This window comes from Pseudarthrobacter sp. GQ63 (genome assembly GCF_059758765.1).
This window is the reverse complement of record NZ_JCAXEF010000001.1, coordinates 386,853-398,818: the sequence shown is the minus strand read 5'-3', so window position 1 is coordinate 398,818 and position 11,966 is coordinate 386,853. Positions and strand designations below refer to the sequence as shown.

11 protein-coding genes are annotated in these 11,966 nt (G+C 67.8%); 4 read left to right on the top strand and 7 right to left on the bottom strand.

The genetic code is table 11. The features are described from left to right. Window positions 1-39: 39 nt before the first annotated feature. Genes tsaB through AC6CHP_RS01980 form a run of 4 tightly spaced genes read right to left on the bottom strand, consistent with a single transcriptional unit; the run spans window position 40 to window position 3,641 of the window. The gene (gene tsaB / locus AC6CHP_RS01995) at window positions 40-711 is read right to left on the bottom strand and encodes a tRNA (adenosine(37)-N6)-threonylcarbamoyltransferase complex dimerization subunit type 1 TsaB (protein ID WP_427117800.1); all 672 of its coding nucleotides are present in this window, start codon (window positions 709-711) and stop codon (window positions 40-42) included. Then, window positions 711-1,253, bottom strand: a complete 543-nt coding sequence (gene tsaE / locus AC6CHP_RS01990) for a tRNA (adenosine(37)-N6)-threonylcarbamoyltransferase complex ATPase subunit type 1 TsaE (RefSeq protein WP_498228295.1) — start codon at window positions 1,251-1,253, stop codon at window positions 711-713. The genes tsaB and tsaE overlap by 1 nt, the downstream gene beginning before the upstream one ends. Before the next feature lie 35 nt (window positions 1,254-1,288). Further along, window positions 1,289-2,509, bottom strand: coding sequence for an alanine racemase (gene alr, locus AC6CHP_RS01985; protein ID WP_188727517.1), 1,221 nt, complete (start codon window positions 2,507-2,509; stop codon window positions 1,289-1,291). A 40-nt stretch (window positions 2,510-2,549) separates the two neighbouring features. Beyond that, the gene (locus tag AC6CHP_RS01980) at window positions 2,550-3,641 is read right to left on the bottom strand and encodes a carbohydrate kinase family protein (RefSeq protein WP_377194700.1); all 1,092 of its coding nucleotides are present in this window, start codon (window positions 3,639-3,641) and stop codon (window positions 2,550-2,552) included. A gap of 69 nt (window positions 3,642-3,710) precedes the next feature. Between AC6CHP_RS01980 and AC6CHP_RS01975 the strand changes: the two genes are divergently transcribed. The 3 genes from AC6CHP_RS01975 (at window position 3,711) to AC6CHP_RS01965 (ending at window position 8,203) form a co-directional block, all read left to right on the top strand. Continuing rightward, on the top strand, window positions 3,711-5,123 hold the full coding sequence (locus AC6CHP_RS01975; protein ID WP_498228031.1) for a family 4 glycosyl hydrolase: 1,413 nt from the start codon (window positions 3,711-3,713) through the stop codon (window positions 5,121-5,123). Between the two features lie 75 nt (window positions 5,124-5,198). Next, complete coding sequence (mshA, locus tag AC6CHP_RS01970) at window positions 5,199-6,464, top strand: D-inositol-3-phosphate glycosyltransferase (RefSeq protein WP_498228029.1); 1,266 nt, start codon at window positions 5,199-5,201, stop codon at window positions 6,462-6,464. A 62-nt stretch (window positions 6,465-6,526) separates the two neighbouring features. Further along, window positions 6,527-8,203: a formate--tetrahydrofolate ligase gene (locus AC6CHP_RS01965; protein ID WP_498228028.1), complete on the top strand. Its 1,677-nt coding sequence runs from the start codon at window positions 6,527-6,529 to the stop codon at window positions 8,201-8,203. 48 nt (window positions 8,204-8,251) lie between these two features. Here the strand turns inward: AC6CHP_RS01965 and AC6CHP_RS01960 are convergent, their stop codons facing one another. After that, a complete protein-coding gene (locus tag AC6CHP_RS01960; RefSeq protein WP_498228027.1) occupies window positions 8,252-8,809 on the bottom strand; it encodes a DUF2306 domain-containing protein in 558 nt (185 codons plus the stop codon). A gap of 93 nt (window positions 8,810-8,902) precedes the next feature. On the opposite strand from AC6CHP_RS01960, the gene AC6CHP_RS01955 reads away from it, so the two are divergent. Further along, window positions 8,903-9,520, top strand: a complete 618-nt coding sequence (locus AC6CHP_RS01955; protein ID WP_377194710.1) for a MerR family transcriptional regulator — start codon at window positions 8,903-8,905, stop codon at window positions 9,518-9,520. Window positions 9,521-9,647: 127 nt separating this feature from the next. On the opposite strand, the gene AC6CHP_RS01950 is transcribed toward AC6CHP_RS01955, so the two are convergent. Further along, the gene (locus tag AC6CHP_RS01950) at window positions 9,648-10,733 is read right to left on the bottom strand and encodes an inositol-3-phosphate synthase (protein ID WP_174176614.1); all 1,086 of its coding nucleotides are present in this window, start codon (window positions 10,731-10,733) and stop codon (window positions 9,648-9,650) included. A 164-nt stretch (window positions 10,734-10,897) separates the two neighbouring features. Further along, entirely contained in the window at window positions 10,898-11,938 is a 1,041-nt protein-coding gene (gene mgrA, locus AC6CHP_RS01945; RefSeq protein WP_188727504.1) for an L-glyceraldehyde 3-phosphate reductase, read from the bottom strand. Window positions 11,939-11,966 lie beyond the last annotated feature (28 nt).

Here is an 11,966-nt window from a genome sequence, read left to right as displayed (position 1 = left end):
GGACGGTCACGCCAGCACCGGGGCGGCCGGGTGTGCGGTTCACAGGGCCCTCTTCCGCGGTCCGGGGACCTGGGCGTCGGACTCCCGGAGGTACAGCGGCGTGGAGTCGAGGAGGCCGTTGCCCGCTTCGAGCCGTGCCAGCGCGAACTTGCCCAGGTACAGGGCATCCGGCTGTTCCTGCGCAAAGCCGGGGTGGGCCTTCAGCGCATCAGCGTAAAGACCGGCACCGGCCCCGAAGGCGGGCAGGTCCGGGAGGTTGGCGGCGAAGCTGACGTGCGGGCCGTCCTCCAGGACCGGAAGCCGGCCGTCGGCGAGGCTGTAGCGCGCCCAGTAGACCTCTTTGCGGCGTGCGTCCGTCGCCACCAGGAACTCGGGGACGGCCGCCGCGGATTCAGCCACTTCCAGGGCCATGGCGTCCAGGCTGACCAGCCCGTGGAGGGGTTTGCCCCAGACAAAAGCCAGGGTCCGCGCGGTGGCGATTCCGGACCGCAATCCGGTGAACGGTCCGGGACCCACACCCACCACCAGGGCGTCGATGTCGTTTCCGGTCACGCCGGCGCCTGCGAGCATCTCCTCGATCCCGGGGGCAAGCACCTCGGCGTGGCTCCGGGTGTCCTCGGTGGAGAAGCTGGCCAGCACGGAGCCCGGCGCCTCAGAGGAAACCAGGGCGGCGCTGGCAACGGCGGAGGTGTCAATGGCCAGGATCAGCATCAGCGCACCCCTTCCCTGGCCGCGCCAAGTTCCGGGGCTTCGGGCCACCGCGGGCCGTAGCCGCGCATCACGATGGTGCGGGGTTCGTCCGCATCCCCGGTGTCGAAGTCCAGGCTGGCGGAGGGCAGCCCGTCGTCAAGTCCAACTGCGCGGTGCAAATCGATCTCGAGCCTGCTCTCGCTGAGGTGCTCCACCCGGTCCCGGCCCCACTCCACCACCGTCACGGAGGAGTCCATGGTGTTTTCCAGGTCGATGTCGTCAATCTCCGCGGCCGAGTCCAGCCGGTAGGCGTCCACGTGCACCAGGTCCGGGCCACCGGGCCGCGGCCCCGCAGGCAGGTTGGGGTGGATGCGGACCAGGACGAACGTCGGCGAGATAATGCCTTCCCGGACGCCCAGCCCCTCCCCCAGGCCCTGCGTGAATGTGGTCTTCCCGGCACCCAGCTCACCGCTGAGCACCAGCAGGTCCCCGGCCTGCAGGACCGCCGCGAGACGGAGGGCCAGCGCATGGGTCTGCTCCGCCGTCGTCGCTGTTAATGTCATTTCCCAGTTGGGCCGGGGAGCCTGGCCGTTGGTGGTCACGAGAGCTTCTCCTGGCTGGATGCGGAGGTCCGGTCCTCTTCGTTGATGAAGCGCCGCGGCACCCTGGGGCTGATCCTGGTGACGATCTCGTAGTTGATGGTTCCGGCGGCGCGGGCCCAGTCATCGGCGGTGGGGCCGCCGTCGGCTCCGTCCCCGAACAGTTCCGCCTCGGCACCCAGCAGGTCCGCACCCGCTCCGCCGATGCCGCCGAGGTCGATGACCATCTGGTCCATGGCAATCCGGCCCACCACCGGGTAGGTCCGGCCGGCCACCCGTACGGGACCGCCGGTGGCGGACCGCGGCACCCCGTCCGCGTAACCCACCGGGATCAGGCCCAGCGTGCTGTCTCCCCGGGTGCGGTAGTGGAGGCCGTAGGAGACGCCCTGCCCGTCCGGCACCTCCTTGCACTGGGACACCAGGGTCCGCAGGGTCATGGCCGGGCGGAGCCCCAGTTCGGCGGAGCTCTGGCCGGCGAACGGGGACAGCCCGTAAATGCCCAGGCCAACGCGGACCAGGTCGAAGTGGGTATCGGGCCGGGACAGCGTGGCGGGAGTGTTGGCCAGGTGGCGGACCTCCGGGTCCACGCCGGCGTCCTCCGCCACGGCCAGGACTTCGCGGAACGTGGCCAGCTGCTGGTCGGTTTCGGGACGCTCCGGCTCATCGGCGACGGCGAGGTGGGAGAAGATGCCCACCACGCGCAGCAGGCCCTGGTCCTGGTAGTCCATCGCCTCGCCCACCAGCTGGTCCCAGCTGTCCAGGGCCGCGCCGTTGCGTCCCAGTCCGGTGTCCACTTTCAGGTGGACGCGGGCCGGGCGCTCCTGTTCCCGAGCTGCGGCCACAATGCGGTCCAGTTCCCAGCCGGAGCAGCCAATGTCCACGCCGGCAGCCACGGCGGCTCCGAAGTTGCTTTCCGTGGTGTGCAGCCAGGCCAGCAGCGGCGCGTCAATGCCGGCAGCCCGGAGCGCCAGGGCCTCCGAAATGTGGGCCACGCCCAGCCAGGACGCTCCTGCCTCCAGGGCTGCCCGCGCCACCGGCACGGCACCGTGCCCGTAGGCATCTGCCTTGACCACGGCCATGACTTTCGCCGGGGATGCGGCAGCGGCGAGGCGGCGGACGTTGTGCCGGATGGCGTCCAGGTCAATCACGGCGGACCGTTCATAGCGGGAGCCGTGTCCCGGGGCGGCACTGAATTCGCCGGTTGTTGCGGGGTAAGTCACCCTAGTGATTCTAGTGCTGGCGCTTCCGGCCGAATAATCGTCAGGCGTCCGAGAGGTGTGCGATGGTGGCTGCGGCCCTGCGCTGCGCGGCGAGCGGGACGTCCTGGATGATGTCGGCCAGGAAACCGAAGCGTCGCAGCCACTGGCTCATCTGCCGCTCCGGCCGTGCGTTGGCGCGCTTCCACCAGTCGGCAATGTCCCCCCACCCGGGGGCCGCCAGGGAACCGCCCACCTCCTGCACCGCCAGCGAGGCGCAAAGGTTCGCAAAGCGGAGCCTGTCCCCCAGCGGCCAAGCGGCCAGGCTGCCAACGATGAACGCGGCGTCGAAACAGTCACCTGCGCCCGTGGGGTCGTAAGCCTTCACCGGAAGCGAGGGCACCCATTCCTCCTCCCCCGTCTCAGAGTCCACGGCCATGGCCCCCTGCGCGCCGAGCGTCACCACGGCCACCGGAACGCGGTCTGCCAGCGCATACAGGGCAGTCCAGGGATCGTCCTTCCCCGTGAAGGCCATGGCCTCGCGCTGGTTGGGGAGGAAGGCATGGAAGTACTGCAGGTTGTCCAGCCGGGCAGGCGCCCATTCTCCGCTGGGGTCCCAGCCGACATCGCCGAACAGCTTGACCCCCGCGTGGTGCGCAGCCTTCGCCCACGGCTCGATCTCCCTGCCCACTTCCGCGATGCCTGCGAGCGCGGGCGGCGGGTCCCCGATCAACTCGGAGGATGAGATGGGCGCGGCGTGGCCGTGGGTCACCATGGACCGGTCCTTCTCCACGCAGAGGGAGACTGTGACGGGTGAGTGCCAGCCGGGCACTTTCTGCGACAGCGAGAGGTCCACGTGCTCCTGGCCGGACAGGATCTTCCAGTTGAAGTCACCGTAGCCGTCGTCGCCGAACGCGGCGGCGAGTCCTGTCTTCAGCCCCAGCCGCGCCGCGGCGATGGCCTGGTTGGCGACCCCGCCCGGGCAGCTGCCCATGCCGTCGCTCCAGATTTCGGTGCCGGGCTCCGGCGCGTGCGGAAGCCCTGTGAAAATGATGTCCTGGAAAACCGTTCCGGCCAGCAGCAGGTCGAATCCGGGAGTGGAGGGCGGGCGGACGGCTGCCAGGGGGTCGTAGGGGCGGGCTGGGATCGCGTCCATGTCCGCACACTACGCCCTGCCGCGGACATGCGGTAGGGGCCCGCCGGGCGCGGGCCTAGACTGCTGGTTATGCGGCTTCTCATTGCCGGCGGCGGGGGTTTCCGGGTGCCGCTGATCTACCGGGCGCTGGCCTCCGGACGCTTTGCGGGGATGGTCAGCGAGCTGGTGCTGTACGACGTCGACCCCGCCCGCCTCCAGGCCGTCACGGCTGTCCTGCACAGCATGCCGGGTGGTCCGGATGCCCGGGTTCCGGTACACGCCACCACCAACCTGCCGCAGGCGCTGGCGGGTGCCGGGATGGTGTTCGCGGCCATCCGGCCCGGCGGAACGTCAGGACGGGTGGCGGACGAAAAGGTGGCGCAGGACCTTGGCCTGCTGGGTCAGGAAACAACCGGCGCTGGCGGGATCTCCTATGCCCTGCGGACCATCCCGCACATGCTCAACCTGGCACGGCTGATGAAGGAGCACTGCCCGGAGGCCTGGCTGGTCAACTTCACCAATCCAGCGGGCATGGTCACCGAGGCGCTGCTGCCCGTGCTGGGCCGGAAAGTGATCGGGATCTGCGACTCGGCCGGCGGCCTGGTGCAGCGGGCGGCGCGGGCGGCCGGGGCGCCGCTGCCGGAGGGAAGGCTCGACGGCGTGGGCTACTACGGCCTGAACCACCTGGGCTGGCTGTACCGGCTGGAATCCAACGGGCAGGACCTTCTACCGCGGCTGCTCGCCGATCCGCTGGCCCTGGCCGCGTTCGAGGAGGGCCGGCTCTTCCCCCAGCCGTTCCTGGCGGAGCTCGGCGCGCTGCCCAACGAATACCTCTATTACTACTACCAGTGGGACGCCGCCCGTGAGGCTATGCGCACCATGGCCCGGACCCGCGGCGAGACCATCCACAGCCAGCAGGAGGAGCTATATCCGCGGCTGGCCGCGGGCGGCGCCGATGCGTTCCGGCTCTGGGAGGAGGCGCGCCGGTCCCGCGAGGAGGGCTACCTGGCTGAGGCACGCACCCAGGGCGCGCAGCGGGACGAGGCCGACCTGGCCGGCGGCGGCTACGAGCGGGTGGCCCTCGCCGCCATGCGTGCCCTGTCCGGAACCGGTGACACACAGCTGATCCTGAACACCCGCAACTCCCCCGTACCGGACACAGCCGCCGCCCAAACCACGGCCCGGCCGGCCGCCCCTGAACCGGCCATTCCGGGGCTGCCGGCGGACGCCGTCGTCGAAGTTCCCTGCACGGTGACGGCCGACGGCGCGCTGCCGCTTCCTCAGCAGGCTCCGCCGGAACCGCAGCTGGGACTGCTGCGGCAGGTCAAGGAGGTGGAGCGGCTGACCGTGCGGGCCGCCGTCGAGGGTGACCGCGAAGCCGCCCTCGCGGCGTTCGCCGGGCATCCGCTGGTGGACTCGGAGGCCCTGGCGCAGGCCCTGCTGGACGGCTACGAGCGGAAGTTCCCCGCGCTCCGGGATCTGTGGCGCCCAGGTGTCCTGTGAGGGAGGAGTAGTGTTTTATCGGATGCGCACTCTACCGGCGCTGCCCATACACGCCGGTAGCCGGAAGGAGGTCCCATGGCACTGATCCGCAGGGTTGCTTTGCTCTCCCTCCACACCTCCCCCATGGAGCAGCCCGGTTCCGGTGACGCCGGCGGGATGAACGTGTACATCCGCGAACTGGCATCGGCCCTGGCGGAAGCGGGCGTCGAGGTGGAGATCTTCACCCGGTCCACCGCGGCCAACCAGCCCGCCGTCGAACACCCCGATCCCGGCGTCTGCGTGCACAACGTCCTGGCCGGGCCGCTGAAGAAGATTCCCAAGGAAGAGCTGCCGGGCCTGCTGCACAGCATGGTGGCGGAGATCGAGCAGATCCGCCGCCGGCAGCCGCACGGCCGCTACGACGTCATCCATTCCCACTACTGGGTGTCCGGGATTGCCGGCCTAGAGCTGTCCGAGCTCTGGGGCGTGCCGCTGGTCCATACGATGCACACCATGGCCAAGGTCAAGAACCTGCTGCTGGAATCCGGTGAACAGCCGGAGCCGCGGCGGCGTGAACTGGGCGAGCACCGCATTGTGGACGGCGCCGCCCGGCTCATCGCCAACACCAGTGCCGAGGCCGCCGAACTGGTTTCGCACTACGGCGCCACGTACGACCGGATCGACATCGCCCCGCCCGGCGTGGACCTGGGCACCTTCACGCCTGCTTTCCGGGCACGGTCCAGGGCGGAGCGGGGCATCAACCCCGGGACGTTCCACCTGGTCTTTGCCGGGCGCATCCAGCGGCTGAAGGGGCCGCAGGTGCTGGTCAAGGCCGCGGCGCTGCTGCGGAAACGGCGGCCGGACATCGATCTCCGGGTCACCATCCTGGGCTCGCTGAGCGGCAACAAGGAGTTCAACCTCCGGCGGCTGGTGTCGGAGGCGGAGATGGACGACGTCCTCACGCAGCTTCCCCCGGTCAAGGCACCTGAGCTTGCGGCCTGGTTCCGCGCGGCGGACGTGGTGGTGATGCCCTCCTTCAGCGAGTCCTTCGGGCTGGTGGCGCTCGAAGCCCAGGCCTGCGGCACGCCGGTGGTGGCCACGCGCGTTGGCGGCCTGTCGCGGGCCATCTTCCACGGCAGGACCGGTCTGCTGGTGGACGGCCACCACGCCGCCGACTGGGCCGACGCGCTCGAAGCCCTGCACGACGACCCCGCCACCCGCGAGGACATGGGACGGGCCGCCGCCATCAGGGCCCAGAACTCGGGATGGGCCCGCACTGCTGCGATCACGCTCGAAAGCTACCACGCCGCCGTCGACAACCATGTGGGAACCCGGCTGGTGCAGGCCTTTCCCGCGTCCTGACTGTCCCTCCACGGAAACCTGACCCCACCCGCCAATCACCAATCACCAATCAAAGGACAACGATGTCTTCCACCCCCAGTGACCTTGAGATTGCCCGAGCGGCACGGATCCGGCCCATCGAGGAGATTGCGGCGGCTGCGGGCATCAATGCGGACGCCCTCGAGCAGTATGGGCGGTACAAAGCCAAGATCGATCCCGCCCGGCTGCAGGCCCCTGCCCCTGCCGGGAAGGTGGTGCTGGTCTCGGCAATGTCCCCCACGCCTGCCGGCGAGGGAAAGTCCACCACCACCGTAGGGCTCGCCGATTCCCTGGCACGGGCAGGCCACAAGGTGATGATCGCCCTGCGTGAGCCCTCGCTGGGCCCGGTCCTGGGCATGAAGGGCGGCGCCACCGGCGGCGGCTACTCCCAGGTGCTGCCCATGGACGAGATCAACCTCCACTTCACCGGCGACTTCCACGCCGTCACAGCCGCCAACAACGCGCTGATGGCCCTGGTGGACAACCACATCTACCAGGGCAACCAGCTCAACATCGACCCCCGGCGCATGACGTTCAAGCGGGTGCTGGACATGAACGACCGCGCCCTGCGGGAGGTGGTCATCGGTTTGGGCGGGCCCACCCAAGGCGTCCCGCGGCAGGACGGCTTCGACATCACCGTCGCGTCGGAAATCATGGCGGTCTTCTGCCTGGCCACGGACCTGGCCGACCTCCGCTCCCGCCTCGGCCGGATCACGTTCGGCTACACCTTTGACCGGACGCCTGTGACCGTGGCGGACCTCGGCGTGCAGGGGGCGCTCACGCTGCTGCTGAAGGAGGCCGTCAAGCCCAACCTGGTGCAGACCATCGCCGGCACCCCGGCAATGGTTCACGGCGGCCCGTTCGCCAACATCGCCCACGGCTGCAATTCGCTCATTGCCACCCAGACGGCCCGGCGGCTGGCGGACATTGTGGTCACGGAGGCGGGCTTCGGCGCCGACCTGGGCGCCGAGAAGTTCATGGACATCAAGGCTCGGACCGGCGGCCTGGCGCCCTCGGCGGTGGTGGTGGTGGCAACGGTGAGGGCACTGAAGATGCAGGGCAGGGTGGCGAAGAACCAGCTCACCGAACCGAACATCGCCGCCCTCGAGGCGGGCGTGGCCAACCTGCACCGGCACGTCCGGAACGTGGAGAAGTTCGGGGTGCCGCCCGTGGTGGCGATCAACAGGTTCTCCTCCGACTCGGCCGAGGAACTCGACTGGCTGCTGGCGTGGTGTGCGGCGGAGGGAGTTCCGGCCGCCGTCGCCGATGTGTGGGGACGCGGCGGCGGTGGTGACGGCGGGGATGACCTTGCGGCCCTCGTGGCCAAGACGGTGGCGGGGCCAAACAATTTCCGGCACCTGTACGCGCTGGGACTGCCTGTGGAGGACAAGATCCGGACCATCGCCCAGGAAATCTACGGGGCGGACGGGGTGGACTTCTCCGTACCGGCCCTGAAGCGGCTGGCCGATATCGAGCGGAACGGCTGGGGCGGCCTCCCTGTGTGCATGGCCAAGACCCAGTACTCGTTCACGGACGACGCCTCACGCCTGGGCGCCCCGAAGGGATTCACCATCCACGTCCGCGACCTCCTGCCCAAAACTGGGGCCGGATTCATCGTGGCGTTGACCGGAGCGGTGATGACCATGCCCGGGCTGCCCGTTGCACCGGCCGCGATGCGCATGGACGTGGACGGCGACGGCAACCCGGTGGGCCTCGCCTGACCCCTGCGACGCTCTCTCACCTGATGCGGCCTTTCTACGGACGCTCTCTCACCTGATGTCGGCTTTCCGGCGATCCTCTCGCACTTCCCGCGAGTCAGGGACCCGTGCGGACGCCGCTTTTACGGTCACAACGGTCCGCGACCTCCCGCCCACGCGGCCTCCCCGCTTCACTGAAACGAAGATCACCGCCGTGCTCAGCACCACGAGTCCGCAGACGAACGCCACGGAGGAGGGGTCGGTGGCGAGCAGATCAGGAATGGCACGGCCCGGCACAGTCACTGCGAAGATGAAGGCCACGACGATGCCGACGTAGCTGCCAATCATGTTTCCCCTATGCGAGGCGATGTTGCCGCGAACGGCACTGACCAGGCCCAGGGTTACGGTCACGATGGTGAAAGCCGAGAGCCCGTGCAGCCAGCTGAAATGCCCGTCGGACACAATCCAGAAACTGCTGAAGCAGACGTAGTACATGGCAGCCACCCAGAAGTAGCCCATGGTGCGGTGGATACGGTCTCGCCGTCGGCGCAGTATCTGCAAGGGCCCGATGGCCAGCACAAAAAGGGCGCCAACCACATGGCTGGCAAGTAGAACATTCCATGGCTCCATAGCCTTAGGATAGAGCCACTATCCATGCGTGTACATCAGGATAGCCGGGCTCGAATTCACTATCCATTGACACGGGCAGGTAAGGAGATCGGGATGCAGCTCAATGAACTGAGTCAGCGGTCAGGAGTCACACCCGCAAGCATCAAGTACTACCTGCGCGAAGGTCTGCTGCCACCGGGAGAGGCCGTTCACGCAACCCGTGCCGAGTATTCAGCCAGGCATCTCGACCGGCTCGAATTAATCCAGGCGCTCCGCCAGATCGTGGGCCTCAACATCGGGCAGATTCGCGGCCTCGTGAGAATAGCCGACGACGGCGTGCCCCGCCTCGATCTCCTTGCTGCGGTCCAGCGGGTGGTTCTGGATCTTGGAAACTACACCACGTCGATCGGCGGGGAAGCGGCAGGGGCGACTGACGCCGTCGTGCGTCTCCGCGGTTGGCCGGATTCCGCAAGTGACGCCCGGAACGCCCTCACTGCCCACCTGGAGCTGATGGCGGGCCTCAAGATTCCTGTATCTGAGACAGTGCTGGAGGCGTACAGCAAGGCGATGGACGACGTGGCCGGACTCGACATTGCCGCAACGACCGCCCCGGAGAGCACCGACAGGCTCATCCTCACTGCCGCCGTCGGCATGCATATGCACAGCCAGCTTCTCCTTAAACTCCTGGCACTCGCCCAAGCCAGCCACGCCATCCGCCGCTACCACGGTTAAAGGGGCGGCGCTCCCCCACCGAAGTGAGAGAGCGCCGCGTGAAAACCCACATCATGTGAGAGAGGATCGTCCAGAAACCGCAGTTAAGTGAGAGAGCGTCCCAGGGGTGGGCAGCCGGACTGAAGGCTTAGCGCTCCAGGTCGCCGCGGATAAAGGCTTCCACCTTTTCGCGGGCGAGGTCGTCGTTGAACTGCTCCGGCGGGGACTTCATGAAGTAGCTCGATGCGGAAAGCAGCGGGCCGCCGATGCCGCGGTCCAGGCCGATCTTGGCGGCACGGATCGCGTCGATGATCACGCCGGCGGAATTGGGGGAATCCCAGACCTCCAGCTTGTACTCAAGCGAGACGGGAGCGTCGCCGAAGTTGCGGCCCTCGAGGCGGACGAAGGCCCACTTGCGGTCGTCAAGCCACTGGACGTAGTCGGACGGGCCAATGTGGACGTCCTTCGCGGCCAGTTCGGCCTCCACGTTGGAGGTGACGGCCTGGGTCTTGGAAATCTTCTTGGACTCCAGGCGGTCGCGCTCCAGCATGTTCTTGAAGTCCATGTTGCCGCCGACGTTCAGCTGGTACGTGCGGTCCAGGGTGACGCCGCGGTCCTCGAAGAGCTTGGCCATGACGCGGTGCGTGATGGTGGCGCCGATCTGGCTCTTGATGTCGTCGCCCACGATCGGGACCCCGGCGGCGGTGAACTTGTCAGCCCATTCCTTGGTGCCGGCGATGAACACAGGCAGGGCGTTCACGAAGGCAACGCCGGCGTCAATCGCTGCCTGGGCGTAGAACTCGGCTGCTTCCTGCGATCCGACGGGCAAGTAGCAGACCATCACGTCAACCTTGGCGTCCTTGAGCGCCTGCACAACGTCGACGGGCTCTTCGGTGGACTGCTCGATGGTCTCGAGGTAGTACTTGCCGAGGCCGTCGAGGGTGTGGCCGCGCTGGACGGTGACGCCGGTGGGCGGCACGTCGGCGATCTTGATGGTGTTGTTTTCGCTCGCCAGGATGGCATCGGAAAGGTCAACGCCGACCTTCTTGCCATCCACGTCAAACGCGGCGACGAACTCAACGTCACCCACGTGGTACTGGCCGAACTCAACGTGCATCAGGCCCGGGATCGTGGCCTTGGGGTCGGCATCCTTGTAGTAGTGGACGCCCTGGACCAGCGAAGCGGCGCAGTTGCCTACGCCGACGATTGCAACACGAATCGGATGTGAAGACACGGAACTCCTTTGAGGACAAACGTCAGCCCGCCGGCGTCGCGTCCAAGAGAGGACGACGGCGGCGCGGCAGGCTCTGCGCCAAAACGGCGCCTTTTCATAGTAACCAACAGAGTGGGACGCGGGGTTGTTCCCTTGTCCCACTCTGCGGAATCACCGTAACGGAATCAGGCCGGCTGCTTCCAAAGGTTGATGTCAGATTCCACCGCGAACTCGTCTATGGCGTTCAGCTCATCGGCGGTGAATGCGAGGTTGTTGATGGCGGACAGGGTGTCCTCCAGCTGGGTGACGCTGGACGCACCCACCAGGGCCGACGTGACGGGCGAACCTTTGGGCTGGTCCCGCAGGATCCATGCAATGGCCATCTGGGCGAGGGACTGTCCGCGCCCGGCGGCGATGGCGTGCAGGCCGCGGATCCGGTCCAGCTTCTCCTCGGTGATCGCATCCTCGGAGAGGAAGCGGGCCTTGGCTGCCCGGGAATCTGCGGGGATGCCGTTGAGGTACCGGTCGGTGAGCATGCCCTGTGCGAGCGGGGAGAAGGCGATGGAGCCTGCCCCCACCTGGTCCAGCGCTTCGTAGAGGTTGGGCGAACCGTTCTCCGTCCACCGGTTGAGCATCGAGTAGCTGGGCTGGTGGATGAGCAGCGGCGTCCCGAGGTCCTTCAGGATGCGCGCGGCCTCAATGGTCTGCTCCGGGGTGTAGGAGGAGATGCCCGCGTACAGTGCCTTGCCTGAGCGGACGGCGTAGTCCAGGGCGCCCATGGTCTCTTCCATCGGCGTTTCCGGATCCGGCCTGTGGCTGTAGAAGATGTCCACGTAGTCCAGGCCCATGCGCTGCAGCGACTGGTCCAGGCTGGAGATGAGGTACTTGCGGGAGCCCCATTCGCCGTACGGGCCGGGCCACATGTAGTAGCCGGCCTTGGTGGAGATGACGAGTTCGTCCCGGTAGGGCTTGAAGTCGTCCTGGAGGTGCCGGCCGAAGTTCGTTTCGGCGGACCCGTCGGGCGGGCCGTAGTTGTTGGCGAGATCGAAGTGGTTGACGCCGAGGTCGAACGCGCGGCGCAGGATGGCGCGCTGTTCGTCGAAGCGCTTGTCATCGCCGAAGTTGTGCCACAGGCCAAGCGAGATGGCGGGGAGCTTAAGTCCGCTGCGGCCGACGCGGCGGTAGGGCATGGATTCGTAGCGGTCTTCCGCCGCGGAATAAGTCATGTGTTCCATCCTGCCAGCTGTGACCCGC